Origin of the sequence: Streptomyces sp. TP-A0874 (genome assembly GCF_001748085.1) — a bacterium.
Lineage (GTDB): Bacteria > Actinomycetota > Actinomycetes > Streptomycetales > Streptomycetaceae > Streptomyces.
The window spans coordinates 540,943-565,592 of the sequence record NZ_BBZK01000005.1 but is presented as its reverse complement, the minus strand read 5'-3'; the positions used below and the strand labels follow the sequence as shown (position 1 = coordinate 565,592).

22 protein-coding genes and 1 riboswitch are annotated in these 24,650 nt (G+C 72.6%); of the genes, 4 read left to right on the top strand and 18 right to left on the bottom strand.

What is annotated here, in order from left to right; all coding sequences use genetic code 11:
- Positions 1–169: 169 nt before the first annotated feature.
- Entirely contained in the window at positions 170–1,177 is a 1,008-nt protein-coding gene (locus BGP73_RS10065; protein ID WP_244501148.1) for a diacylglycerol kinase, read from the top strand.
- A gap of 42 nt (positions 1,178–1,219) precedes the next feature.
- Here BGP73_RS10065 and BGP73_RS10060 read toward each other — a convergent pair whose 3' ends face one another.
- Positions 1,220–1,714 (bottom strand): GbsR/MarR family transcriptional regulator, encoded by a 495-nt coding sequence (locus BGP73_RS10060; RefSeq protein WP_069813862.1) that lies wholly within the window; start codon positions 1,712–1,714, stop codon positions 1,220–1,222.
- Between the two features lie 91 nt (positions 1,715–1,805).
- Here BGP73_RS10060 and BGP73_RS10055 point away from each other — a divergent pair, with 91 nt between their 5' ends.
- Positions 1,806–2,756 (top strand): ABC transporter ATP-binding protein, encoded by a 951-nt coding sequence (locus BGP73_RS10055; RefSeq protein WP_069813861.1) that lies wholly within the window; start codon positions 1,806–1,808, stop codon positions 2,754–2,756.
- On the top strand, positions 2,753–4,354 hold the full coding sequence (locus BGP73_RS10050; RefSeq protein ID WP_069813860.1) for an ABC transporter permease: 1,602 nt from the start codon (positions 2,753–2,755) through the stop codon (positions 4,352–4,354). Before BGP73_RS10055 ends, BGP73_RS10050 begins: the two co-directional genes overlap by 4 nt.
- A 46-nt stretch (positions 4,355–4,400) precedes the next feature.
- On the opposite strand, the gene BGP73_RS10045 is transcribed toward BGP73_RS10050, so the two are convergent.
- The 13 genes from BGP73_RS10045 to BGP73_RS09985 form a co-directional block, all read right to left on the bottom strand.
- Positions 4,401–5,630: a cytochrome P450 gene (locus BGP73_RS10045; protein WP_069813859.1), complete on the bottom strand. Its 1,230-nt coding sequence runs from the start codon at positions 5,628–5,630 to the stop codon at positions 4,401–4,403.
- Between the two features lie 9 nt (positions 5,631–5,639).
- On the bottom strand, positions 5,640–6,362 hold the full coding sequence (locus BGP73_RS10040) for a response regulator (protein ID WP_069813857.1): 723 nt from the start codon (positions 6,360–6,362) through the stop codon (positions 5,640–5,642).
- Positions 6,359–7,645 (bottom strand): sensor histidine kinase, encoded by a 1,287-nt coding sequence (locus BGP73_RS10035; RefSeq protein ID WP_069813855.1) that lies wholly within the window; start codon positions 7,643–7,645, stop codon positions 6,359–6,361. Before BGP73_RS10035 ends, BGP73_RS10040 begins: the two co-directional genes overlap by 4 nt.
- Before the next feature lie 67 nt (positions 7,646–7,712).
- Positions 7,713–8,762: an alpha/beta hydrolase gene (locus BGP73_RS10030; RefSeq protein WP_069813853.1), complete on the bottom strand. Its 1,050-nt coding sequence runs from the start codon at positions 8,760–8,762 to the stop codon at positions 7,713–7,715.
- Positions 8,759–10,075 (bottom strand): kynureninase, encoded by a 1,317-nt coding sequence (gene kynU / locus BGP73_RS10025; protein ID WP_069813850.1) that lies wholly within the window; start codon positions 10,073–10,075, stop codon positions 8,759–8,761. Before kynU ends, BGP73_RS10030 begins: the two co-directional genes overlap by 4 nt.
- Positions 10,068–10,910 (bottom strand): tryptophan 2,3-dioxygenase family protein, encoded by an 843-nt coding sequence (locus BGP73_RS10020; protein WP_069813849.1) that lies wholly within the window; start codon positions 10,908–10,910, stop codon positions 10,068–10,070. Before BGP73_RS10020 ends, kynU begins: the two co-directional genes overlap by 8 nt.
- A gap of 400 nt (positions 10,911–11,310) precedes the next feature.
- Complete coding sequence (locus tag BGP73_RS10015) at positions 11,311–11,724, bottom strand: DUF3151 domain-containing protein (protein WP_069814013.1); 414 nt, start codon at positions 11,722–11,724, stop codon at positions 11,311–11,313.
- A 128-nt stretch (positions 11,725–11,852) separates the two neighbouring features.
- Positions 11,853–12,875: a class II fructose-bisphosphate aldolase gene (gene fbaA / locus BGP73_RS10010; RefSeq protein ID WP_069813846.1), complete on the bottom strand. Its 1,023-nt coding sequence runs from the start codon at positions 12,873–12,875 to the stop codon at positions 11,853–11,855.
- Between the two features lie 503 nt (positions 12,876–13,378).
- On the bottom strand, positions 13,379–13,960 hold the full coding sequence (pyrE, locus tag BGP73_RS10005; RefSeq protein ID WP_079127412.1) for an orotate phosphoribosyltransferase: 582 nt from the start codon (positions 13,958–13,960) through the stop codon (positions 13,379–13,381).
- A 78-nt stretch (positions 13,961–14,038) separates the two neighbouring features.
- The gene (locus tag BGP73_RS10000; RefSeq protein WP_069813844.1) at positions 14,039–14,863 is read right to left on the bottom strand and encodes an aldose epimerase family protein; all 825 of its coding nucleotides are present in this window, start codon (positions 14,861–14,863) and stop codon (positions 14,039–14,041) included.
- Between the two features lie 160 nt (positions 14,864–15,023).
- On the bottom strand, positions 15,024–16,025 hold the full coding sequence (locus BGP73_RS09995; RefSeq protein WP_069813842.1) for an SRPBCC family protein: 1,002 nt from the start codon (positions 16,023–16,025) through the stop codon (positions 15,024–15,026).
- Positions 16,026–16,104: 79 nt separating this feature from the next.
- On the bottom strand, positions 16,105–17,655 hold the full coding sequence (locus BGP73_RS09990; RefSeq protein WP_079127391.1) for a polyamine aminopropyltransferase: 1,551 nt from the start codon (positions 17,653–17,655) through the stop codon (positions 16,105–16,107).
- Positions 17,656–17,973: 318 nt separating this feature from the next.
- The gene (locus tag BGP73_RS09985) at positions 17,974–18,492 is read right to left on the bottom strand and encodes a DUF2617 family protein (RefSeq protein ID WP_069813840.1); all 519 of its coding nucleotides are present in this window, start codon (positions 18,490–18,492) and stop codon (positions 17,974–17,976) included.
- A 464-nt stretch (positions 18,493–18,956) separates the two neighbouring features.
- Here BGP73_RS09985 and BGP73_RS09980 point away from each other — a divergent pair, with 464 nt between their 5' ends.
- Positions 18,957–20,117, top strand: a complete 1,161-nt coding sequence (locus BGP73_RS09980) for a pyridoxal phosphate-dependent aminotransferase (protein ID WP_069813838.1) — start codon at positions 18,957–18,959, stop codon at positions 20,115–20,117.
- 71 nt (positions 20,118–20,188) lie between these two features.
- Here the strand turns inward: BGP73_RS09980 and BGP73_RS09975 are convergent, their stop codons facing one another.
- The 4 genes from BGP73_RS09975 to BGP73_RS09960 form a co-directional block, all read right to left on the bottom strand.
- A complete protein-coding gene (locus BGP73_RS09975) occupies positions 20,189–20,551 on the bottom strand; it encodes a DMT family transporter (RefSeq protein WP_069813836.1) in 363 nt (120 codons plus the stop codon).
- A complete protein-coding gene (locus BGP73_RS09970; RefSeq protein WP_069813834.1) occupies positions 20,551–20,865 on the bottom strand; it encodes a DMT family transporter in 315 nt (104 codons plus the stop codon). The genes BGP73_RS09975 and BGP73_RS09970 overlap by 1 nt, the downstream gene beginning before the upstream one ends.
- A 14-nt stretch (positions 20,866–20,879) precedes the next feature.
- Positions 20,880–20,943: riboswitch (guanidine-III (ykkC-III) riboswitch) on the bottom strand.
- Positions 20,944–21,064: 121 nt separating this feature from the next.
- Positions 21,065–21,592 carry a YbjN domain-containing protein gene (locus tag BGP73_RS09965; protein WP_069813832.1) on the bottom strand — a complete coding sequence of 176 codons (528 nt, stop codon included), beginning with the start codon at positions 21,590–21,592 and terminating at the stop codon, positions 21,065–21,067.
- A 133-nt stretch (positions 21,593–21,725) separates the two neighbouring features.
- Complete coding sequence (locus BGP73_RS09960; RefSeq protein ID WP_069814010.1) at positions 21,726–24,446, bottom strand: ATP-dependent Clp protease ATP-binding subunit; 2,721 nt, start codon at positions 24,444–24,446, stop codon at positions 21,726–21,728.
- Positions 24,447–24,650: the final 204 nt, after the last annotated feature.

The following is a 24,650-nucleotide window of genomic DNA, read 5'->3' as shown; positions in this document are numbered from 1 at the left end:
CACCCCTTCCGGGCGGGGCATGTGCAACGTGCACGGCGGCGACCTCGCGGGGCCCACTGGCTCGCGTGCCGCCTCCAGAGCCGTTGACCGGTGCCCCGGATAGACGAAGCCCCTGGCGCAACAGCGACAGGGGCTCTTGCACCGAGAGATTACCTGAGGAAGGACCGCGGTGTCGGCTCCAGGACCCAGCGAGCAGTCGCTGCTCGTGGTCATCGACCCGGTCGCGCGCCGTGTGGACGGCGAGTCCGTCCGGATCGCCAGGGACGTACTGAGCGCCGGGGCGTCCGCGAAGATCTCGCTGCCGGACGGCCCGTCGGAGGTCGCGCGGGCGCTCGCCCACCGGGGTCGCCGACGGACCGTGGTGATAGGGGACGACCTGGCGCTGAGCACGGTGGCGGGGATACTGCACCGGGAGCGGGAGCTGGCCGGGAGCTCTCTCGCGCTGGTACCGGTGGGCGCCTCGGTGGACCGGCTCTCGCTGGCCCGGTCGCTGGGGGTGCCCATGGACACCGTCCGGGCGGCGCGCACCGTCCTGGACGGCCGGGAGCAAAGGCTCGACCTGTTGGTCGACGACTGCGGCGGGGTGGTGCTGGGCGGCCTGCTGCTCCCGGCCTGGCCGGCGGTGATACCGGGCCCGCGGCCGGGCACCCCTCCGCCGGTGCGGCGGGCGGGCCGGTCGCTGCTGCGGGCGCTGGGCCAGGTCCGGCTCGCCGCCGGTGACCGGTTGCGGCGGCAGGAGGGGCGGCTGAGGCTGGGCGCCGAAGACGCTCCGGCGGACGGCGGGCCGCGCCCCGGGACATCGGAGGGGGTGCCGCCGACCGATGGCGACTTCGGTCCGGAGGAGCGGCGGAGCGAGGTCGAGCGGGGGCTCGTCCCCGGGCAGCTGCTGCGGGTGGAGGCCGACGGAGCGGTGCTGGCGGGCCCGGAGCGGCCGGTGCGGCAGGTGCGGATCTCGACCGCGAAGGGTCTGCTGGAGGTCGTCATGGAGCGCGAGCCGGTCGGAGCGGGGGACGTGCTGCGGACCCGGGCCAGCTCGGTCACGGTCTCCGGCCGGGAGTTCCGCTACCGGGCGGACGCGCTGGTCAGCGAACCGGTGGGGAGACGCACCTGGACGGTACGGCCCGGTGCCTGGGGGCTGGTGCTGCCCCGGGAGCCGGCCCCGTCGGAGACGGGCTGAGGCCGGGCGGTTCCCGCCCGGGCGCCGGTCGCCGGTCCCCGCTCAGCCGCCGGTCTTCTCCCGGTGCTGCCGCCAGCGGTCCATCATGGCCGCCGTCTCCCTCTGCAGGAACACGAAGAACGCCTCGGTCTCGGCGATCCGGCGGCCGGCTTCGCTGTCCTCGCCCACCGCCTCGATCCCGGAGCGCAGGGTGTTCTCCCAGCGGGTCAGGATCCGGTCCCGCTGGGTGAAGGTCTCGTACCACTGGTCGCTGTGCAGCCGGTAGCGCTCGCGCCGGGAGCCGGGTTCGCGCTCCCGCGAGATCAGGCTGACCTGGGACAGGTACCGGATCGCCCCGGAGACGGCGGCCGGGCTGATCCGCAGCCGCTCGCCCAGTTCGGCGGCGGTCAGCGTTCCGTCCTCGGAGGCGAGCAGCGCCGCGAAGACCCGCGAGGGCATCCGCGGCATCCCGGCGTCCACCAGGTCCGAGGCGAAGCGCTCGACGAAGCGTGAGACCTCGCTCTCCTCGCCCTTCCGGAGCTCTTCTCTCCCGTCCATGAACACCCATCTTGTCCCGACGCCACGCCCACGCCAGTTTATACACTTCCTTAACTTCACAATTTTGTGAAGAGCGCGTACGTTCAAAATCATGACGATGGCAATCACCGTGTCCGGCCTCCACAAGTCGTTCGGCCGGGCGCAGGCCCTGGACGGCCTCGACCTCGCCGTCGAGAGCGGCGAGGTGCACGGTTTCCTCGGCCCGAACGGCTCGGGGAAATCCACCACCATCCGGATCCTCCTCGGCCTGCTGCGCGCCGATCGCGGCACCGCCCGACTGCTCGGCAAGGACCCCTGGCAGGACGCCGTCGAGCTGCACCGGCGGCTCGCCTACGTGCCCGGCGACGTCAACCTCTGGCGTTCCCTCTCCGGAGGGGAGGTGATCGACCTGCTCGGCCGGCTCCGCGGCGGCCTCGACCAGAACCGCCGGGCGCGACTGCTGGAGCGCTTCGAACTCGACCCGACCAAGAAGGGCAGGACGTACTCCAAGGGCAACCGCCAGAAGGTCGCGCTGGTGGCCGCCTTCGCCTCCGACGTCGAGCTGCTCGTCCTCGACGAACCGACCTCCGGGCTCGACCCCCTGATGGAGGAGGTCTTCCAGGAGTGCGTGGTCGAAGCGCGCGACCGGGGCCGGACGGTGCTGCTGTCCAGCCACATCCTCAGCGAGGTGGAGGCGCTCTGCGACCGGGTCAGCATCATCCGAGGCGGACGCACCGTGGAGAGCGGCTCACTCGCCGACCTCCGTCACCTCACCCGCACCTCCGTGGCGGCTGAGCTGGCGGACGTGCCGGAGGGCCTGTCCGCCCTGCCCGGAGTACACGACTGCGAAGTCCGGGGCCGGCAGGTGCGGCTCCAGGTCGACGGCGACCGGCTCGACGCCGTGGTGCGCCACCTCGCCGAAGCCGGCGTCCGCTCCCTGACCAGCACCCCTCCGACGCTGGAGGAGCTCTTCCTCCGCCACTACCAGGAGCCGGAAGGCGGCCGGGCGACGCTCGGCGAGCAGCGCCCGGGGGAACGTCCGGAAGGGATCGGCACCCGATGAGCGCCCACACCGGCCTCCGGCCGCTGCTCCGTCTCGCACTCCGCCGCGACCGGTTGGTGGCCCCCGCGTGGGTGCTCTCCCTCGGGCTTCTGGTGGTCAGCGGCGCGGCCACCGTCGCCGGGCTCTACGACACCCCGGAGTCGCGTGCCGGCCTCGCCGCTGGCATGGCCACCAACGCCTCGCTGCGCGCCCTCTACGGGCCGATGTTCGACCCGACCTCGGTCGGCGGGTTGACCGCCTGGCGCTTCAGCTGCTTCACCGCCACGCTCGCCGGGCTGATGGCCGTGCTGCTCGTGGTGCGGCACACCCGGGACGAGGAGGAGAGCGGGCGGTTGGAGCTGCTCAGCGCGGGCGCGGTCGGCAGGCGGGCGCCGCTCGCGGCCGGCCTGGCGAGCGCCGCCGTCGCGGCCGCGGCTCTCGGCGCGCTGGTCAGCGTCGGCCTGGTGGTACAGGGTCAGCCCGGGGCCGGGGCACTGGCCATGGGGGCCTCCTTCACCCTGACCGCTCTGGTGTTCGCCGCGGTCGCCGCCGTCGCCGCCCAGCTGACCGAGACCGGTCGGGCCGCCCGCTCCCTGGCGGGCGGCGTCCTGGCTGTGGCGTTCCTGCTGCGGGCCGTCGGGGACGCGGCGGTGGACGGCGGGCCGTCCTGGCCGGTCTGGCTCTCCCCGCTGGGTTGGGCGGAGCAGGTGCGGCCGTTCGCCGGCGAGCGCTGGGCGGTGCTGCTGCTGCCGGCGGCCCTGACCATTGCCCTGGTCTCCCTCGCCTACGCCCTGGTCGAGCGCCGGGACCTGGAATCCGGTCTGCTCCCCTCCAGACCGGGCCGCCCGCGGGCAGCCGACTGGCTGGCCGGTCCGTCCGCGCTGGCCTGGCGGCTGCAGCGCGGGACGCTGATGGGCTGGGGCGTCGGCCTGGCCGTCGCCGGCCTCGCCTTCGGCGCGGTCTCGTACGGCGCCTCCGACCTCGTGCGGGACAACGAAGCGCTCGCCGACGCCTTCCGGCGGATGGGCGGCGCGCAGCGGATGGACGACGCCGTCCTCGGCTCCACGCTCTCCCTGGTCGCCATGCTGACCGCCGTCTACGCCGTCCAGGCCGTGCTGCGGATGCGTTCGGAGGAGACCGGGGACCGCGCCGAGCCGGTGCTGGCCGGCCCGGTGGGCCGCCTCCGGTGGGCGGCCGGCCATCTGGCGTGCGCCGCGGGTGGCAGCCTCGTCCTGCTGCTGGCGGCCGGGGCGAGCATGGGCCTGGGGTACGGGGCGGCGGCCGGGGACATCGGCCGGCACACCTGGCGGCTGCTCACCGCGGCTCTGGTGCTCGCCCCGGGCGTCTGGTTCGTCGCCTCCGTCGCGGCCCTGCTGTTCGGCGCTCGGCCCCGGCTGACCTCGGCCTCCTGGGGGTTGGTGGGCGCGTTCCTGCTGCTCGGTCTCTACGGACCGATGCTCGACCTGCCACAGCCGGTACTGGACCTCTCGCCCTTCACCCATCTGCCCAAGGTGCCGGCCGAGGAGGCCGCCGCGGCACCGCTGCTGGCCCTGGCGGTCGGCGCGGCCGTGCTCACCGCGGCCGGCCTGGCCGCCTTCCGCCGCCGCGATGTCGGCTGACCCGCGGGGCAGGACCGCGTCGCCGACCACTCGGCCGCCGCACCGGTCAGAGTTCGACGTGGAGTCCGCGCAGCCCCCGGATGACGTAGCCGGGCCGCCACTCCGGCTCCGCGGCCAGCCGCAGGGACGGGGCGCGGCGCAGCAGGGCCCCGAAGGAGGCCGTCAGCTCCAGCCGTGCCAGCGGGGCTCCGAGGCAGTAGTGGATCCCGGCGCCGAAGGTCACGTGCGGGTTGTCCGGACGCGCCAGGTCGAGCCGGTCCGGCGCCGGGAAGACCGCCGGGTCCCGGTTGGCCGAGCCGAAGAGCAGCGCGACCTCGGAGCCGCGCGGGATGACCGTGCCGCCGACCTCGATGTCGTCCAGCACCCAGCGTTCGAACATCTGCAGCGGGGTGTCGTAGCGGAGCAGTTCCTCAACCGCGGTGGGGAGGAGCGCCTCCGGGCCGGCCCGGAGGGCGGCGAGCTGCTCCGGGTGGCTGAAGAGCGTCAGCCAGCCGCCGGCCGTGGTGTTGACCGTCGCCTCGTGGCCGGCGTTGAGCAGCAGCACGCAGGTGGAGACCATCTCCTGCTCGGTGAGCCGATGGCCGTCGTCGTGCGCCGCGATCAGGGCGCTGACCAGGTCCTCCCCCGGGTCGGTGCGGCGCGCGGCGATGACCTCGCGGAGGTAGTCGGAGAACTCGACCGAGGCCCGTACCGCCCGGCGGGCCGCCTCCTCGGACGGGTTCAGCTCGAACATCCCCGTGATCGCCGCCGACCAGGGCCGGAGCAGCGCCCGGTCCTCGGCCGGCAGACCGAGCATCTCCGCGATCACCGCCACCGGCAGCGGCTCGGCGACCTGGCTGAGCAGGTCCCCGCCGCCGTCCGCGCAGACCGCCGCCACTAGTTCGTCCGCCAACCGGTGCACGGTGGGGGCCAGGCGCTGCACCGTCCGGGGGGTGAAGGCCTTCGATATCAGCCGCCGGATCCGCGGGTGGTCCGGCGGCTCCAGGTCGAGCAGCCCGTTGCCGTTGAGCGTGTGGAACGGCTCCTGCCAGGGCGGTGGCGGCGTCTGCCCGAACTCCTCGTGGTCGAAGCGGTGCAGATAGGTCCGCCCCAGGCGGCGGTCGCGCAGCAGGGCGTTCACATCCGCGTGGTGCGGGATCAGCCACTGCCTGCTCGGTTCGAAGTAGTGCGCCCGCCCCCGCTCCCGGAGCTCCGCGTAGGCCGGGTACGGGTCGGCGACGAACTCGGCGGACCAGGGATCGAAAGCGGAGGCGTGGCGGGGCTGCGCGGCGGTCATATCCAGAAACTACCCGCCGCTCCGGCCGCCCGGTATGACCAGGCCCACCTCGTAGGCGAAGACCGCCGCCTGGGTGCGGTCCCGCAGCCCCAGCTTCACCAGCACCCGGCTGACATGGGTCTTCACCGTCGCCTCGCTGACCACCAGTTGCTGGGCGATCTCGCCGTTGGAGAGGCCCTGGGCGATCAGCGAGAGCACTTCTGTCTCCCGCTCGGTGAGCGCCTCGATCCGGTCCTTCCGTGGGGCCCGGGGCGCCCCGAGCCGGCTGAACTCGGCCAGCAGGCGCCGGGTCACGGTGGGGGCGAGCAGCGCCTCCCCGGCCGCCACGATCCGTACGGCGTCGGCGAGTTGCCGGGCGGAGGCGTCCTTGAGCAGGAAGCCGCTGGCACCGGCGCGCAGCGCCTCGTACACGTACTCGTCCAGGTCGAAGGTGGTGAGGATGAGCACCTTGGGGTAGGCCTCGTCCGGCTGGCGCTCCCCGGCGATCCGGCGGGTGGCCTCCAGCCCGTTGCCCCCGGGCATCCGGATGTCCATCAGCACCACGTCGGGCCGCAGCTCCGCGGCGCCGCTCACCGCCTCCGTGCCGTTCCGCGCCTCGCCGACGACCTCGATGTCCGGCATCGCGCCCAGCAGTACCGAGAACCCCTCCCGGACCATGAGCTGGTCGTCCGCGATCAGCACCCGGATGGGGGCGACGGCCGCCGGGGACGGTTCGGGGCCGACCTCCGTCATGTCCGCTCACCCTGGTCGGCGGGGAGGAACGCCAGCACCTGGTATCCGCCCTCGGCGGTCGGCTCGGCGGTCAGTTCACCACCGAGCATGGTGGCGCGCTCCCGCATCCCCGGCACCCCCTGGCCCACTCCCGGTGAGGGCTGCGCCTCACCGGTCGGCGCGGTGTTGACCACCCGTAGCCCCAGACCGGTCAGCACGTACGCCGTCTCCACCCGCACCTGAGCGCCGGGGGCGTGCCGCAGCACGTTGCTCAGCGCCTCCTGGACGATGCGGTAGGCGGACAGCTCCACGCCCTGCGGCAGCTCGCGCTTCGCCCCGCTCTCGACCAAATCGACCTCGGTGCCCACCGCCCGCACGCCGTCGATCAGCTCACCGAGCCGTGAAAGGTCCGGCTGCGGAGCGTCCGGCAGCCCGGTGTCCTGGTCCGCGAGGCGTAGCACCCCGAGCACCCGGCGCAGCTCGGCGAGGGCGATCACGGCGCTCTCCCGAATGGTGGCGAAACTGCTGGTCAGCTCCGCCGGTACGTCCTTCACCCGGTACGGCGCGGCCTCCGCCTGGATGGCGATCACCGACATGTGGTGGGCCACGACGTCGTGCAGTTCGCGGGCTATCCGGGCGCGCTCCTCCAGCTGGGTCCGCTGGCCGCGGACGTCGGCGACCAGCGTCTCCTGCTCCTCCGCCTTGCTGCGCGCCAGCCACCAGGCCCGGATGGCCGCGGCCGTGCCCAGGGAGAGGGCCCCGATGAACGCCAGCGGGACCACCTCCGAGTGGACTCGGAGACTGTCGAGGAAGAGTATTTCGGTCAGGCTCGCAGCGGCCAGGGAGATGACCCACATCTCCAGGGCCACCCGTGGCTTCGACCGGAGGGTGGTGAGCACCATGACGCTGACGTGTGCGAACAGCACCGGCCCCGACCAGGTCCCGTAGAGCGTGGAGAGGACGAGCACCGCCAGGGACACCCAGTACGCGGCTTTCGGCCGGAAGAGCGTCAGCACCGTCGGCGCGGCGATGGCGAAGGCCAGCAGGAGGCTGGACAGCGTGCCGTAGAAGTAGGGCCCGAACGCCCCGACACCGGTGAAGAGGGCTATCAGCAGCACGCAGGCGTGCGGAAGCCAGCATAGGCCGAGCCGCTCCAGCCGCGGCCAGCGCTGGGTGCGTTCCTTGCTGAGCGGGGGCAGCGGGTCCAGCGCCCGGACGTCGTTCATCAGATCCTCCCGGAGGATCTGCCGGATCGTCCGGGCTACGCGGGCCTCGGTCCAGGCGGGTGTCGTCGTCTCTGTCACCGGTCGAACGGTACGCGCCGCCGCGCCGTACCTCGTCGGCTCCGATGCTGACTTCCGGCCGTCCGTCTCAGGGATGATACGGCGGGCGGAGCGCCTCCAGCAGGACGGCGAAGGCGTCGGAGCCGGGGATCAGCGGACCGTAGTGTCCACCGCCGGGCAGCTCCCGGAGGAACACCCGTCCCCCGTCGGCCCAGGCGGTGTTCTCGGTGCCGGCCTCGATGCCGCGGGCCGCGCTGTTCTCGACCTCCGCGCGCGCCGAGGCCGCCCGGGCCGCCTCGGTGTAGCGGCGGGACAACTCTACCGGCACGTCCGGGTCGGCGGCGCCGTGCAGCAGCGTGACCGGAACGCGGGGCGGCAGCAGCGCCATCGGGTCGGCCAGCAGCAGTCGGGCGGGCAGTTGGTCCTGCCCGCCGAGCAGTTCGGCCACCGCGCCGTCGCTCAGCTTCAGCCCGTGTGCCACGGCCAGGTCGGCGACCGGGGCGACCGCCACGGCGCGGCTGACCGAGGCCCCCACCCGTCGGGTTCCGCCGCCGCCGGACCAGGCATCCCGTCCGGGGCCGGGGTCCGCCCCGGTGCTGGCCGGGCGGTCCGGCCGGGCCGCCAGCCAGAGCGCCAGTTGGCCGCCGGCGGAGTGGCCCAGCACCACGTGTTCGACCCCGACCGCCTCGGCTTCGGCCTCCAGGGCCTGCCATGCGGCGATCTCCCCGGTGGCCGCCTCGCCGCCGGTGTCACCGACGACCGGCCCCGCGGGCATCGGCCAGGCCACCTCGGCCACCCGTGCCGCGTCCTGGAAGGTCTCCGGCCAGCCCCCGCCGCCGCCGACCCTGCGGTACTCGGCGAGCGCCACCGCCATCCCGGTGCGGGCCAGGGCGTCGGCGAGCGGCGAGAGGTGGGTGCGGTCGTAGGCCTCCCGCCAGAAGCCGCCGTGCAGCACGGTCACCCGGGCGGTGGGCGGCCGACCGGCCCCCGGCAGGTAGTAGTCGATCACCTGGGAGGGGTGCGGGCCGTAGCGCGCGCTGTGCCGCGGGGGCCGCGGCTCCAGCGCCAGCAGGCGCCTCTCCTCGTCCGCCGCCGTCGCTGTGGCCGGGCCGGTGTCCGTGTCTGCCGGGGTCGTCATGCTGTCAGCACCTCCGCGAGGATGTATGCGGCGCGTTCCGCGTCCGCAAAACCCGTATACAGGGGCGTGAAGCCAAAACGCAGCACATCCGGGCGCCGCAGGTCGCCAATGACCCCGCGCTCCATCAGCCGGGGCATCACCTTGACGGCGTCCGGGCAGCGCAGCGCCACCTGGCTGCCGCGCTCCGGATGCGCTTCCGGGGTGATGTTCTCCACCCGCCCCTCGGGTGCGTAGGCGGCGACGCACTCGGAGAAGAAGTCGGTGAGCGCCAGGCTCTTGGCGCGGACCGCTTCGAGGGTGACCCCGTCCCAGACATCCAGCGCGGCTTCCAGGGCGAGCAGCGAGAGGATGTCGGGGGTGCCGACCCGGCCCCGGGTCGAGCCGCCGGCCGGGGTGTAGGACGGGGCCATCCCGAACGGGTCGGCGTGCGAGGTCCAGCCGGGCAGCGGGGAGTCGAACCGGGGCTGCAGGTCGCGGCGGACGTAGAGGAACGCCGGCGCCCCGGGGCCGCCGTTGAGGTACTTGTACGTGCAGCCCACGGCGAAGTCGACCTGGTGCCGGTCGAGGTCGACCGGCAGCGCCCCGGCGCTGTGGCACAGGTCCCACACGACGGGCACCCCGGCCCGGTGGGCCGCTGCGGTCGTGCCGGGCAGGTCGTGCAACCGCCCGGTGCGGTAGTCGACGTGGTTGACGAGCGCGGCGGCGGTCCGCGGGCCGAACTCGGCGGGGAGTTCCGCGGCTTCGACCGCCCGGATACGGCAACCGGTCATCCGGGCGGCCGACTCGGCCATGTAGCCGTCACTGGGGAAGGTGGCCGCGTCGACCAGCAGCTCGTCCCTCAGCGGCACCGATCCGCCGGGGAAGGACTCCGCGCCCACGGCTCCCGGCCCCTCCGGACCCGGCCCCTCCGGCCCGGCCTGGGCGATGCGGATCGCCGCCACCACGGCCTTGAAGACGTTGACGCTGGTGGAGTCGGCGACCACCACCTGCCCGGGGGCCGCCCCGATCAACGGGGCGATGCGTTCGCCGACCCGCTCCGGCGCGCTCCACCAGCCGCGCTCCTCCCAGGACCGGATCCGCAGCCTGCCCCACTCCTCGCCCACCACCTCGGCGAGTCGGGCCGGTACGTTGGCCGGCAGGGCGCCGAGCGAGTTGCCGTCCAGGTAGACCACGCCGTCGGCCGCGTCGTCGAGCACGAAGCGGCCGCGCACCCCCGCCAGCGGGTCGGTGGCGTCCAACCGCTCGGCGGCGGCCCGGAACCGCTCCCGGTCGGTGACGAGGCCGGCGCCCCGCGCCGAGGAAACGTCAGACATGGCTGCGCGCCGTCCACAGCTCGGGGAAGACGGTGCCCTGGGCGCGCTTCTCCAGCCAGGCCACCCCGGACGATCCACCGGTGCCGCGTTTGGCGCCCATCGCCCGCCGGGTGGCCACCAGGTGGTCGTTGCGCCAGCGCCACACCAGCTCGGCGACCTCGGTCAGCGCCTCACCGAGTTGCAGGAGATCGGTGTCCTGCGGCCCGGCGTAGATCTGCCGCCACGCCTCCTCGACCCCGGGGTCCGGCTCGTACCGCTGTGTGAGGTCCCGCGCCAGCACCGCCTCCGGGATGTCGAAGCCGCGGCGGGACAGCAGGCGCAGCGCCTCGTCGTAGAGGCTGGGCTCGCCCAGCGCCTTCTCCAGCTCCTGGTGGGTGCGCGGCACACCGCGGTGCGGTACCAGCATCGACGCGGACTTCTCCCCCAGCAGGAACTCCAACCGCCGGTACATCGCCGACTGGAAGCCGGAGCCCTCGCCGAGCGCGCCCCGGTAGGCGTTGAACTGCGCGGGGGTGAGGTGCGCCACCGGCTGCCAGGAGGCGTTCAGCGACTCCAGCTCGTACACCGACCGCTGGAGGGCGGCCAGCGCGGTGGACAGGTCGTCCCGGCGCATCGCGGTGGCGGCGGTCTGCCACTCGTGCACGATGACGGTGAACCACAACTCCATGACCTGGGTGGTCACCAGGAAGACCATCTCGCCGGGGTCGTCGGAGAGGGGGTGCTGGAGGTGGGTCAGGACGTCGGCGCGGACGTAGTCCTCGTACGGCGTGGTGCCGGCGAAATCCAGCTGTGGGACTTCCTGGATACTCTGGGACACTTCGGACTGTCGCGACATCGCGGTCTCCTCGGTACTGGTGCTACCGGGTAGCGGTCCGCCCCTTCCTCGTCGGCATCGGAGCCCCGGTCCCCTCTTCGGGCTCTCCGCCGCGGCGGAGAGCCCGAAATGCATCATCGGTGTACGGCGCCCGAGACGGCAAGGGCCGACCGCCGGAGCGGTCGGCCTGTCGTGGATTCGCAGCCATCCGGCTCAGCCCCGACCGGGTGTCGTTTCCGGTCGGGGCTGAGGCTTGTCCCGTAATCCCTGGTGGATCAGCGCACGGCGTCAGATGCGGTGCATCGCAAGGCGGAGGGACGTCCCGACACTGGGCGTATCGGGGATGTTCCGACAATGCGGCGAGGTGCCGGAGCTGTCGTCGTGCGCCCACCAGGGATCACGGGACGTCCCTCAGGGCCCCTCAGCCCAGGGTGTCCGCCGCGGTCGGCGAGGAGTCCCGCAGGAAGGTGCTGCACCGCTGGTACTCCTCCTCCTCGCCGATGGCCTTGGCCGCCCTGGCCAGGGCATGCAGCGCGCGGAGGAACCCGCGGTTCGGCTCGTGCTCGAACGGCACCGGCCCGTGGCCCTTCCAGCCGCTGCGGCGGAGCGCGTCGAGCCCGCGGTGGTATCCGGTGCGGGCGTAGGCGTAGGACTCCACGATCTGCCCGTTGGCGAAGGCGTCGTCGGCGAGTTGCGCCCAGGCGAGCGAAGAGGCGGGGTACTCCGCGGCGACCTCGGCCGGGGCGGCCCCGGCGGCGAGGAGTTCGCGCGGCCCCGGGTCGTCGGGCAGGTGGGTCGGGGGCGGTCCCTCAAGGAGGTTCTCGTAAATGGCCATGGCCTCCAGTCTGCCTTCCACCGGCCGCGAACGGGACATCGGCGTTCGGCGCCCGCCGGGCCGCCGCACCCCGGCGGGAACCCCGGCACCGGGCTGCCGCCGGTACCGGGGGCCTCGGCCGCGTGCGCCTACTTCAGCTTGGTGCCGGTGGAGCGCAGGTTGGCACAGGCGGTGGCGACCCGGGCGGCCATGCCGGCCTCGGCCGCCTTGCCCCAGCTGCGGGGGTCGTAGGTCTTCTTGTTGCCGACGTCGCCGTCGACCTTCAACACCCCGTCGTAGTTGCGGAAGACGTGGTCGACCACCGGACGGGTGAAGGCGTACTGGGTGTCGGTGTCGAGGTTCATCTTCACCACGCCGTTCTCCAGCGCGGTGAGGATCTCCTCCTCGGTGGAGCCGGACCCTCCGTGGAAGACGAAGTCGAACGGGTCCGGCTTGCCGACCTTCCGGGCGACCCCGTCCTGGAGTTCGCGGAGCAGGTCGGGGCGGAGCACGACGTTGCCCGGCTTGTAGACGCCGTGCACGTTGCCGAAGGAGGCGGCCAGCAGGTAGCGGCCGTGCTCACCGGTGCCCAGCGCGTCGGCGGTGCGCTCGGCGTCCGAGACGGTGGTGTAGAGGTCGTCGTTGATCTCGTGCGAGACGCCGTCCTCCTCCCCCCCGGTGGGGGTGATCTCCACCTCAAGGATGATCTTGGCCTTGACGGCCTCGGCGAGCAGTTCCCTGGCGAGGGTGAGGTTGTCGTCGAGGATCTCGGCGGAGCCGTCCCACATGTGGGACTGGAACAGCGGGTTGCGGCCGCTGGCCACCCGGTCCTGGGAGATCTTCAGCAGCGGACGGACGTACCCGTCGAGCTTCTCCTTGGGGCAGTGGTCGGTGTGGAGGGCGATGTTCACCGGGTACTTGTCCGCGACGACGTGCGCGAACTCGGCCAGCGCGACGGCCCCCGTCACCATGTCCTTGCTGTACTGACCGCCGAGGAACTCCGCGCCACCGGTGGAGATCTGGACGATGCCGTCGCTCTCCGCCTCGGCGAAGCCACGGAGAGCCGCGTGGAGCGTCTGGCTGGAGGTCACGTTGATGGCCGGGTAGGCGAACTTGCCTGCCTTCGCCCGGTCGAGCATCTCGTTGTAGACCTCGGGGGTTGCGATGGGCATCTGTCCGCTCCTTGTGATGTGCGGTGTATGCGGTTGCTGTTCGAGAGGTGGTCTTCCCACGGTCTCCGGGGCCGGGCAGGAGCGGCGCGCTCCCACCGGCAGCCTTGAGGCCGTGGAGAACCCGCCGGCCGCGACCGTTCGGCCCTGCCGGCGGCCGATCGGGCCGCGGGCTCCCCGGCCCGGAAGGCGCCCCTCGAGGGCGACGTCATCGTCGCCCCCATCCTCCCAGATACGGCCCGTTGCTCCACTCACCCTCACGGGGGACGTGGCGCGGCGCGGCACCGGTGGCGGCCCGACATGAGGTTTCACGTGAAACCCGCCGACTTCACCCGGTCGGCGCAGTCAGCCCCCGACCAGGCACTTTCCGGGTCGACTCCGGCCGGGCGGGCCGACATCCCCACACGGCGCCGGGGTGCGGGACGCGCGGTACCGCGCGGGGGGGGGGGGGGGACGGCTCGGTCCGCGCCCGGAGGGCAGACCCCGGCGGCGCGGCGGGGAGAGCCTCAGAGACCGAGCTCGGACAGCCCGAAGGCGCGGTAGTACGGCAGGCCCGCGTCCGCGATGGCGGCGGCCGCCCCCCGGTCCACGATGACCGCCACCGCGACCACCTCGGCACCCGCCTCGCGCGCCGCCTCCACGGCGGTCAGCGGGGAGCCGCCGGTGGTGGAGGTGTCCTCCACGATCAGCACCCGACGGCCCTCGATGTCGGGGCCCTCGATCCGTCGTTGCAGCCCGTGCGCCTTGTTCGCCTTCCGCACCACGAAGGCGTCCAGCCGTCGTCCGCGGGCGGCGGCCGCGTGCATCATCGAGGTGGCCACCGGGTCGGCCCCCAGCGTCAGGCCGCCCACGGCCTCGTACTCAAGGTCCGCGGTGAGGTCCAGCATCACCTGACCGGCCAACGGGGCGGCCTCACCGTCCAGGGTGACCCGGCGCAGGTCGATGTAGAAGTCCGCCTCCAGCCCGGAGGAGAGCGTCACCTTGCCGTGCACCACGGCCTTGTCCCTGATCTGTCGGAGCAGGGCGTCACGGGGTGCGGGGGGCGGGGTGTCTGCGGAGGTCGTTCCGTCCGAGGTGGCAGCGCTCATGGGCATGAGACTAACCGGCCCGGAGCGGCGCCTGCCGCGGCGGCCCGGCCCGCCGCGCGCTCCGGGCCCGGCGGTCCGTCAGAGCCTGCGCCAGCTCCAGGTGGTGGAGATCTCCAGCGGGTCGATCGGGGTCACCAGCCGCGGCAGGGTGTTGAGACCGTTCGGCGGACCGGACTGCGGCTCGACGCAGACCGACTCCGGTTCCTCGTCGTAGACCACCACCCACTCCGCGCGGCTGGTGATCACCAGCTCCAGCCGTTCCGGCCAGGTGAGGGCCACCCGGACCCCTTCCGGCATACCGAAGCAGTCGTCCCAGGGGCCGGGCCGGGGCGGCACCCGCCGACCGGTGGGCAGGTGGTCCTCGCCCCGCTCCTCCTGCCACTCGGCGGTGAAGTCGATCCGCACATCGGCCCCGCCCTCGCCGAGGTTCCGGCGGAACCAGGGGTGCCAGCCGACCTGGGCCGGGAAGGAGTCGCCCGTGGCCTCCACTCCCATGGTGAGCGTCAGGGAGTCGTCGGCCAGCTCGAAGGTCTGACTCACCCGCCCCGGGTACGGCCAGGGATCGCCGAGGTCGTAGGTGAACGCCGCGGACCGCCGCTCGGCGTGCACGGTGCGCCAGGCGGTGTCGCGCCCGGTGCCGTGGATCGCGTGCGGTGGGTTGTTGGCGGGCAGTTGGTGCACGGTGCCGCCGTCGCGGAACCGGGCCTGCCCGGTCCTGCCGCACCACGGCACCATGGGGAACGAGCCGTACTCGGCCCCCTGGCGCAGCAGCTCGGCGCCGCCGACGCGCAGCGAGCCGATTCGGCAGCCGAGCTCGGGCAGCACCAGCACCTCGGCGTCCCCCGAACTGAGTCGGATCTCCGCTTCCTCCGGGGCTGGTTTCCTCGTGTCATCGCTGGTCACCCTCCGACCCTAAGGGCAGTCCCCCGCCGGATCGCGCACGGCCTCGGCGGCGGCCCACCGCAAGACGGAAGGAGAGCTGGTTTCCCGGCGGATCCGGACGTCCCGACGGGGCGGCGAGGCCGCTGAAGCCTCCCCAGGTGACGCGAGCGGGGGCGGCGGTTCAGTGCCGGCGCCGCAGCACCCGGCCGAGGACCACGGCCGAGACCAGCACCGCCGCGGCGGTCGGCGCCGCCCAGCGCAGGGTGGCCGCGGTGGAGGGCGGCTGGGGTCCCGGCACCGGGGCGTACCGGCCACGCGGTGGGGCGTGGTCCACCTCCTCGGTGCTGCGGCCGATCATCGTGCGGCGAGCGTGGGCGGCCTCGGCCGGCGGGTCCTGGGGTAGTTGCCCGGCCCCGTCCGGCAGTCCGTCTCCCACCTCACCGGGACCGGCGGCCTCGCCGGGACCGGCCGGCTCGGGCGACGCCGGCGGTTCGGTGCCGAACTCCCCGGCCGGCGGCCAACCCGGGATGCCCTGGGCGTCACCATCGCCGCTCGGCCCGGGCTCCTCAGGAGTGTCGTCGCCCTTCTCCGGGGCGGGGATGCCGGGGATGGCCCGCTCGTTGTCGTCCGGGCTCGTCCCGATCCCACCGCTCTCGGGGCCCTGGGGGAACCCCTCCCCGAGGTCGAAGCCGTCCTCGGCGGCCGGCTCACCCGGGGCCGGCCCGAAGAGCGGTGGCGGGCCGACGGGCCCGGCTTCCAGCCCCGCCGTCAACTCCGCGGCACACCGGTCCAGCAGCCGCCGTCCGGCCGCTGCGGCCGTGTCGGCCGCCACCGCCGCGAGCCGCCCCTCGCTGCGCACCGCCCCCGTGCAGCCGATCACCGTCCCCCCGTCGCCGGGGGTGAGCCGCAGGTTCAGGGCGAGCTTCGCCGACCCGGTGCCCCGCGCCTCGTCCCCCTCGCCCTCGACCGTCAGGTCGCCGCCGTCCTGTTCGGTGACGGTCAGCGTGCCCCGGTAGGTGATGGTGGAGCCGGCGATCCGCAGCCGGAGCCGGCCGGTGAGCACCCCGGTGGGCCCCTCGGCGTCAGGGAGCAGCCCGGGCACCGACTCCGCCAGCCGGACGGGGTCGGTGAGCGCCGAGCGCACGATCTCGACGGGAAACGGCACGAACACCTCATGCTCCATGGTTCAGGAGCCTACCCAGCGGACGGCCTCCGGCATCCGTATCCAGGCCGCCTGTTCCGGGCGCCTTCCGGCCCGGTCGTCAGTCGCCGTACCTGGGGTGGAGCAGGGTGGAGGGCGGTGGGTCGCCGCGGCCGACCTCGGCCGCGGCCCGGGCGGCGGCCCGCAGCGCCCCGTCGGTGAGGGAGCGCAGCCGCGGGGCGTCCGGGGGCAGGCGCGGCTCGGGCACGGTGCGGCCGGACAGTACGAACCGGTGGTCGGCCGTCCGGTAGGGCAGGCTGCGCAAGCCCACCGAGCGCACGGTCGCGTCCACCGTGCGCTGGGCCGGTCCGGTGTCCACGGCGAGTCGGCCGCGGGGCGCCAGCACCCGCTGCACCAGCCCGTAGAACTCCTGGGAGTGCAGCTTCGCCCCGGCCGTGCTGCGCGGGTCGGGCAGGTCCGAGACCACCACGTCGTAGCGGGGTCCGTCGTCGGTGCGGCGCAGCCAGTCGAAGGGGTCCGCGGCCGTCGACCTCACTCGCGGGTCGTGGAAGGCGCCCCGGTTGAGCCCGGCCAGGCCGGGGTCGGTGCGGGCCAGCCGCACCAGCTCCGGATCGACCTCGACGACCGTGACGGAGCGGACGTCCTCGTAACGCAGCACCTCGCGGAGGGCGAGTCCGTCCCCGCCGCCGAGCACCAGGACCCGCCGGCGCGGTCCGTTCATGGCGGGATGCACCAGCGCCTCGTGCTCGCGGTACTCGGTGCCGCCGCTGGCCCGAAGCTGACCGTCGAGGAAGAGCGACAGCGCCTCGGGGCTGCCGGGGTCACCGCTCAGCACCACCTCCTGGAAGTCGGTGCGGACCGACACGCGCACCTCTGCGCCGAAGACGGCCCGCTGCGCCGCGCGCTCGAACGGCCTGGCGAACACCACTCCTGCGGTCAGCACCGCGAGCACCAGCAGATTGGTCAGCACCAGGAGCCAGCGCGCGCGTGCCGTCAGGTCCCGCCGGAACAGCCAGAGCACCATCCCCCCGCCCACCAGGGCGTTGACCACACCGGTCAGCAGGGCGGCGGTCAACTGGCCGAGCAGCGGCAGCAGGAGAAAGGGGAAGGCGAGCCCGCCCACCAGTGCGCCGACGTAGTCGGCCGCGAAGAGTTCGGCGACCGCGCCGCCGGCGTCCTGCCGTCTGATCCGCTGGATGAGCGTCATCAGCAGCGGCACCTCTGCCCCGATGAGGACCCCGATGAGCAGCGAGAATCCGACGAGCGCCAGGCGGGACTGCGCCCACCAGGCGAAGGAGGCGTAGAGCGCCAGCGCGGAGCAGCCGCCGACCAGCGCCAGCGCCGCCTCCAGCAGTCCGAAGGCCAGCGCCGCCCGGCGGCAGAGGTGTTTGGCCAGCAGCGAGCCCACCCCCATGGCGAACACCATGAGGGAGAGCACCACGGAGGCCTGGGTGACCGAGTCACCGAACAGGTAGGAGGCGAGCGCGACGAGTTCGAGCTCGTAGACGAGCCCGCAGGAGGCGCAGACGAAGACCGTGGCAAGCACGGTCAGCCGGGCGAGTCGGGCGGACACCGGCAGCCGTACCACCGACGCCCAGGAGACCTCCGACGCGGGCGCGTCGGAGGTCTGGGACTGCGGTGACTCGATCATGCGGGAACGGTACGTCAGGGCTTTCTTCGAGTTCTGCCGCGGCCAGGGCGCATTGTGGTGCGACGGGGCCTGTGCGGCCCGCTCGGCACGACCGCACGCTGCCCCGGTCGGCCGGGGCCGGCCGTCGGTCGGCGGATCGGTTCTCCGCCGGATGTCAGTGCCTGTGAACAAACCCCGTTTCGGATCAGACCGCGGTGCCTGGTGCCTTCGGAACCAACGCGGAGGGGGGAGTCATGGCGGAGTCATGGCAACTGACGACAACGCAGGAGCGCAGGTGCCAGGCACCGCGGGCCCGGAAGGGGGTTTGTAGACAGGCACTCAGATGAGCGCCGGGATGCGCGTCCCCACCCTGCTGCGGGTGGCGACCAGCCTCCCCTCCTGCGGGTAGGCGTGCCAGGTGCGCCACCGCAGTTGGTCCTGGTGGCGCTGGGCGAGTATCGCGGTGAAGGCGTGGGGGGCGCCGGGGAAGGTGCCGGCCAACCCCTGCGGGTGGTCGGCGACCAGGGCGAGCAACTCCTGTGCCCTCCTGGCGAAGGACCCCGCGGAGAGGTTCTCCACACGCGCGGCGAACTCGTACTCCCAGGGCCCGACACGTTCGGCGAGGCCTCCGGGGAGGGGTGTGCGGCTACCGGGCATACAGGCCACGGTCTCGGAGCAACTGCCCCATTCCTCCTCGACGATGACCTGGTGGGAGGCGCCCAGCAGCCGGAGCTGCACATCGGCCGCGCCCAGCCGGAGGTCCAGCACCGCGAGGGCGGGTAGTGGGTCGCTGCCCAGGCACCAGGCGAGATCGGCGGCACGGGTATCGGAATAGGCGGTCTTCAGGGTTTTGAGCATGGCTGGACTCCGCAAGCGCACAGTGGTCGGCGGCCGGCGGCCTCGGCAGAAGGCAGAGGACACTCCACTCGCCGGCTCTTCGCCCGCTCAGGGCACAAGGAATACGGAATCATGAAATGAGCATCGTCCACAGCGTTTTTACCCATCTTCGACAGGCTTTCCATCCCGCCGACGGCCCCCGACCCGTCCGTCCGACGCTGTAACGGCCACCGCATACGCGCTGATCAGGCACGTACCGGGGCAGATATGAGGGGAGGGCGGACCCGAGGGACAAATGCGGTTGCTTTTCGGCCATTACCGATCTGATAAACACAACAACCAACAGGCAGCGGACTTCTTTTCAGCGCGGTGCTTTTCTTGGAAAATCTTTTCGAGACCGGTGCCGCCCATCGGTCGGCCGTCCGACAGGATGGGTACTCGACGATCCGGGTCGACCGGTGCCGGGGCAGAGGGAGAGCGAACAGGTGAACGGCAGGCCACTGTTGAACCGAAGGCTGGACGGCCTGGGCACGACGATCTTCGCGGAGATGTCCGCCCTGGCCACGACGACCGGAGCGATCAACCTCGGACAGGGGTTCCCGGACACCGACGGGCCCGAGGAGATCCGCGAGGCCGCAGTCCGCGCCCTCCGGGAGGGGAAGGGCAACCAGTACCCGCCGGGGCCCGGTGTCCCGGAGCTCCGCACCGCCGTCGCCGACCACCAGCACCGCTTCTACGGCCTCGACTTCGACCCGGACACGGAGGTGCTCGTCACCGCGGGGGCGACCGAGGCGATCGCGGCCGCGATGCTGGCGCTGCTCGAGCCGGGCGACGAGGTGATCGCCTTCGAGCCCTTCTACGACTCCTACGCCGCCTGCGTCGCCATGGCCGGCGCCAAGCGGGTGCCGCTCACGCTGCGGGCGCCGTCCTTCCGACCGGACCTGGACCGGCTCCGCTCGATGGTCAACCCCCGCACCCGGCTGCTGCTGTTGAACTCCCCCCACAACCCGACCGGCATGGTCCTCACCCCCGAGGAGCGCACGGCGATCGCCGAACTGGCGGTGGAGCACGATCTGCTGGTGGTCACCGACGAGGTCTACGAGCACCTGGTCTTCGACGGGGAGCACGTACCGCTGATCTCCCTGCCGGGGATGCGCGAGCGGACGGTGTCCGTCTCGTCGAGCGGGAAGACCTTCTCGTTCACGGGTTGGAAGGTCGGTTGGGTCACCGGCTCCGCCGCCCTCGTCTCAGCCGTGCGCACGGCCAAGCAGTACCTGACCTACGTCAGTGCCGGCCCCTTCCAGTACGCGGTCGCCGAGGCGCTGCGGCTGCCGGACCGCTACTTCGCGGACTTCCGCACCGACCTGCGCGCCAAGCGGGACCTGCTGGCCACCGGGCTCGCCGAGGCCGGCTTCGAGGTGCACCCGCCGCAGGGCACGTACTTCATCACCACCGACATCGCACCCCTCGGCGAGAACGACGGGTTCGCGTTCTGCCGGGCCCTGCCGGAGCGCTGCGGCGTCGTCGCCGTGCCCAACGCGGTCTTCTACGACCACCCGGACGCCGGCCGGACCCAGGTGCGCTTCGCCTTCTGCAAACGGCCCGAGGTCCTCAAGCAGGCCGTGGCCCGACTCCGGGGAGAGTGACAGGCCGCTCCGCGCAACTCTTCTCCGCGCGGTACGGAGCCAGGCGACGTACGAGCTCCCTCGGGGCCGGTTCAGTCCGCGTCGCCCCGTCCCGGAGTCGGGGCCTGCTCCGGATCCGGGGCTTTCAGGAGCTTGAGACCGATCACACAGCCGATGATCCCGGCCAGGAACACCGCCTTGGGTAGGGAAGCCGGTTCATCGCCCGTGGCCATGGCGTAGGTGACGGTGAGCGCGGCCCCCACCCCCACCCAGACCGCGTAGGCCGTGCCGATCGGTATCCGCTTCACCGCTGTGCCGAGCCCGGCCATGCTGATGATCAGCGCGACGACGAAGACGGCGGTGGCCACGGGCTCACCGAAACCGTTCGACCGCCCCAGGGCGGTCGCCCAGACCGCTTCGAAGACGGCGCTGACCAGAAGGACCGCCCAGGCCATCAACTCACCACCTTCAGACCGATGACGCACGCCACCAGGCCCAGCAGCAGCATGAGCCGGCCGGCGGTGGCCTTCTCCGTACCGTGTGCGATCGCCAGGACGACGGTGAGGACGGCGCCGACACCCACCCAGACGGCGTAGGCCGTGCCGGTCGGGATCTGGTTCATGGCGTAGGCCAGCCCCGCCATGCTTCCGGCCAGGCTGACGCAGAACACCACGGTCGGCAGGGGGCGGCGGAATCCGGAGCTCCGGGAGAGGGCGGTAGCCCACACCGCCTCCAGCACCCCGGACCCGAGGAGTACGAACCAGGCCACGACGACTCACCTCATGCGGCAGTCTTGTCGCTCGGCGGGTACTGCTCCCTCGTCCGCAGGGGCTCCTCACCCCTCAGCGCCGAGGCTAGCACCGGCGGAAAAGCCGGGAAAACGAGGAAGGGGACCGCTCCGGGCGGCCCCCTCCACAGCGCCGGTCCGGCGCTCGTGCCGCATCAGGCAACGTTTGCCTGACGCAGCGCTAGTCTTCCTTCTTCTCACCCTCGTCCGAGCCGTCCGCCGGCTCCAGACCGAGTTGCTCGGTGAGCCACTTGTCGAACTCGATCGAGGCTCGCACCCAGCTGACCGTGCTGGAGACGAAGTGCTCCAGGCTGACGCCGGTACCGATCAGCATCTGGGCCTCGCCGATCAGCCGGACCTCACCCTCGTCGCTGGTGTGGGTGTAGATCTTCGGCCACAGGGTGCGCCGGTTCCAGTCGTCGATCGACTCCAGGATCTTCGGCTTGTCGTCGATCGAGTGCAGCCGGTCGTAGAAGGTGCGGACCGAGAAGACCTGCTGCTCCTTCTCCCCCCGGAACATGAAGTACGTGCGGAACTGCTCCCACGGCGCCGCGAGGTCTCCCTCGTCATCGACGACGTACTTCAGCTCCATCTGGTCGAGAAGCTGCTTGACGAGGTCCTGATCCGGGACGACGGGGCCGGTGGGTTCGGCTGCCTGTGGTTCGGGCTGGCCCCCGAAATTCGGAATCGCGGACGGGTCGATGGTCACCGTGGATTTCCCTTCGTACGATTCCTGCCATCCTCCCCCACACCCGCCCCGTCCCCGCAACCCCGGACGGCTTCCGATCGGGGTGTCCTTCCTGACACCTCGTCAGCTAAACCACCCGGGGGGCGCGCCGGTTTCAGGACCGATCGGTGGATCCGACCGACAGGCTCGCACCGTCGGCCGCCAGTTCCACCCGCACCGCGTCGCCGTCCAGCACCTCGCCGGCGAGGATCTCCCGGGCGAGTCGGTCGCCGATCGAGGTCTGGATGAGCCGGCGCAGCGGCCGAGCCCCGTAGGAGAGGTCCGGTCCCGCCTCGGCCTCACCCGCCGCCCCAGCCTGCTCGGTCACCGGCTGGTGGCCGAGGCGGGCGAGCCAGTCCAGAGCCGCGTCGGAGACCTCGAGGCTCAGGCGGCGCTCGGCGAGCCGCCGCTGGAGCTGACCGATCTGGAGCTGGGCGATCCGCCTGAGCTGGTCGGTGCCGAGGGCATGGAAGACCACCACGTCGTCCAGGCGGTTGAGGAACTCCGGCCGGAAGGCGGAGCGGACCGTGGCCAGCACCCTGCTCCGCTTCTCCTCCTCGCTCAGCTCCGGATCCACCAGGAACGGCGACCCGAGGTTCGAGGTGAGGATGAGGATGGTGTTGCGGAAGTCGACGGTACGGCCCTGTCCGTCGGTGAGCCGGCCGTCGTCGAGCACCTGCAGCAGGACGTCGAAGACGTCGTGGTGCGCCTTCTCCACCTCGTCCAGGAGCACCACGCTGTACGGGCGGCGGCGCACCGCCTCGGTCAGCTGCCCGCCCTCCTCGTAACCGACGTAGCCGGGCGGCGCGCCCACCAGCCGGGCGACGGAGTGCTTCTCGCCGTACTCGCTCATGTCGATGCGGACCATGGCCCGCTCGTCGTCGAAGAGGAAGTCCGCGAGCGCCTTGGCCAGTTCGGTCTTGCCGACGCCGGTCGGGCCGAGGAAGAGGAAGGAGCCGGTGGGGCGGTCCGGATCGGCGACCCCGGCGCGGGTCCGGCGCACCGCGTCGGATACCGAGGCGACGGCCTCCCGCTGTCCGATCAGCCGCTTGCCCAGCTCGTCCTCCATCCGCAGCAGCTTCCGGGTCTCACCCTCCAGCAGTCGGCCCGCGGGGATGCCGGTCCAGGCGGCGACCACGTCGGCGATGTCGTCCGGACCCACCTCCTCCCCGACCATGCCGCCGCCCTGGAGCTCCTTCTGCTCTTGGACGGCCTGCTCCAACTCCTTGCTGGTCTGCGGGATGACCTCGGAACGGAGCCGGCCGGGGGTGACCCAGTCACCGGTCTCCGGCGCCTTGCGCTCGGCGAGCTCCAACTCGGTCTCCAACTCGTCGAGGCGCTTCTTGAGCTCGCCGACGCGCGTGTGGATGGCCTTCTCGCTGTCCCAGCGGGCCCGGAGTGCGCGCAGCCGCTCCTCCTTCTCCGCGCGCTCCTTGCGGAGCCGGTCCAACCGCTCACGGGCGTCCGGGGAGAGATCCTTCTCCCGGTCCCGCTTCTTGAGAAGCTTCCGCTCCGCGCCGTTCTCCGGCGCCTGGGCGGCCAGCAGCGACTCCTCCTCCATCAGCTGCCGGTCGACCGCCCGCTGGAGTTCGTCGATCTCGACGGGCGAGGAGTCGATCTCCATCTGGAGTCGGGAGGCCGCCTCGTCGACGAGGTCGATGGCCTTGTCGGGGAGGAAGCGGGAGGTGATGTACCGGTCGGAGAGGGTGGCCGCGGCCACCAGCGCGGAGTCCGCGATCTGCACCCCGTGGTGTGCCTCGTAGCGGCCCTTGAGCCCCCGCAGGATGGCGATCGAGTCCTGCACGTCCGGCTCGGCGACCAGCACCTGCTGGAAGCGGCGCTCCAGTGCGGGGTCCTTCTCGATCCGCTCCCGGTACTCGTCGAGGGTGGTGGCGCCGACCATCCGCAGCTCGCCGCGGGCCAGCATCGGCTTGAGCATGTTCCCCGCGTCCACCGCGGAGTCGCCGCCGGCGCCGGCCCCCACCACGGTGTGGAGCTCGTCGATGAAGGTGATCACCTGGCCGTCGCTCTCCTTGATCTCGGCCAGTACGGTCTTCAGCCGCTCCTCGAACTCGCCCCGGTACTTGGCCCCGGCGAGCATGGCGCCGATGTCCAGCGCGACCAGCCGCTTGTTCTTCAGCGACTCCGGCACGTCCCCCTTGACCACCCGCTGCGCCAGCCCTTCGACGACGGCGGTCTTGCCGACCCCGGGCTCGCCGATCAGCACCGGGTTGTTCTTCGTCCGCCGGGAGAGCACCTGGATGACCCGGCGGATCTCCGGGTCCCGGCCGATGACCGGGTCGAGCCGGCCCTCGCGGGCGATGGCCGTGAGGTCGGTGCCGAACTTCTGCAGGGCCTTGTAGGTGCCCTCCGGGTCGGCGGTGGTCACCCGGCGCCCGCCCCGGCTGCTCTCGAAGGCGGCGAGCAGTTGCTCGGCGCTCGCCCCCTGCTCCGCCAGGAGCTTGCCGGCCGCCCCGCCCGCGGCGGCCACGCCGATGAGCAGGTGTTCGGTGGAGGTGTAGCTGTCGCCGAGGTCCCTCGTCCGGCGGCCGGCGTCGCCGAGGACGGCGAGCAGTTCCCGGTCGGGTTGGGGGGCCGCCACGGTGGAACCCTGCGCGCTGGGCAGCGAGCCGAGCAGTTGCTCGGCCCCCGACCGCAGCGCGGCCTGGTCGGCCTGTACCGCGGCCAGCAGGTCCTGGAGGTTCTCGTTCTCCCGGCCCTCCAGGAGGGCGAGCAGCAGGTGCACCGGGGTGATGTCGGGGTTGCCCGCGGATACCGCGCGGCTGCTGGCGTTACTGATCGCTTCCTGGCTCTTGGTGGTCAACTCGGTGTCCACGTCCCCGCGTTCCTCCTCATCGCGCACTCCGCCGCAATCCTGCTCAGGATCGCCTGCATTAAGTTGAGTCTACTCCACTCAAGTAGGCGCAGGGCAACAACCTCGCCCCACCACCGGGGCCCGCGGAGGCTGCCGGGAACAGACTGAACCGGACCCGCCCCCCGGGTGGGGGCGGATCCGGTTCTGCCGTGACGGCTTGGGCGG

What these genes read in the sequence shown, in the direction of transcription:
- BGP73_RS10060 (WP_069813862.1), bottom strand. Translation starts at nt 1,714, where the DNA reads ATGGACGGGAGAGAAGAGCTCCGGAAGGGCGAGGAGAGCGAGGTCTCA.
- BGP73_RS10055 (WP_069813861.1), top strand. Translation starts at nt 1,806, where the DNA reads ATGACGATGGCAATCACCGTGTCCGGCCTCCACAAGTCGTTCGGCCGG.
- BGP73_RS10050 (WP_069813860.1), top strand. Translation starts at nt 2,753, where the DNA reads ATGAGCGCCCACACCGGCCTCCGGCCGCTGCTCCGTCTCGCACTCCGC.
- BGP73_RS10045 (WP_069813859.1), bottom strand. Translation starts at nt 5,630, where the DNA reads ATGACCGCCGCGCAGCCCCGCCACGCCTCCGCTTTCGATCCCTGGTCC.
- BGP73_RS10040 (WP_069813857.1), bottom strand. Translation starts at nt 6,362, where the DNA reads ATGACGGAGGTCGGCCCCGAACCGTCCCCGGCGGCCGTCGCCCCCATC.
- BGP73_RS10030 (WP_069813853.1), bottom strand. Translation starts at nt 8,762, where the DNA reads ATGACGACCCCGGCAGACACGGACACCGGCCCGGCCACAGCGACGGCG.
- kynU (WP_069813850.1), bottom strand. Translation starts at nt 10,075, where the DNA reads ATGTCTGACGTTTCCTCGGCGCGGGGCGCCGGCCTCGTCACCGACCGG.
- BGP73_RS10020 (WP_069813849.1), bottom strand. Translation starts at nt 10,910, where the DNA reads ATGTCGCGACAGTCCGAAGTGTCCCAGAGTATCCAGGAAGTCCCACAG.
- BGP73_RS10015 (WP_069814013.1), bottom strand. Translation starts at nt 11,724, where the DNA reads ATGGCCATTTACGAGAACCTCCTTGAGGGACCGCCCCCGACCCACCTG.
- fbaA (WP_069813846.1), bottom strand. Translation starts at nt 12,875, where the DNA reads ATGCCCATCGCAACCCCCGAGGTCTACAACGAGATGCTCGACCGGGCG.
- pyrE (WP_079127412.1), bottom strand. Translation starts at nt 13,960, where the DNA reads ATGAGCGCTGCCACCTCGGACGGAACGACCTCCGCAGACACCCCGCCC.
- BGP73_RS09995 (WP_069813842.1), bottom strand. Translation starts at nt 16,025, where the DNA reads ATGGAGCATGAGGTGTTCGTGCCGTTTCCCGTCGAGATCGTGCGCTCG.
- BGP73_RS09990 (WP_079127391.1), bottom strand. Translation starts at nt 17,655, where the DNA reads ATGATCGAGTCACCGCAGTCCCAGACCTCCGACGCGCCCGCGTCGGAG.
- BGP73_RS09985 (WP_069813840.1), bottom strand. Translation starts at nt 18,492, where the DNA reads ATGCTCAAAACCCTGAAGACCGCCTATTCCGATACCCGTGCCGCCGAT.
- BGP73_RS09975 (WP_069813836.1), bottom strand. Translation starts at nt 20,551, where the DNA reads ATGGCCTGGGCGGTCCTTCTGGTCAGCGCCGTCTTCGAAGCGGTCTGG.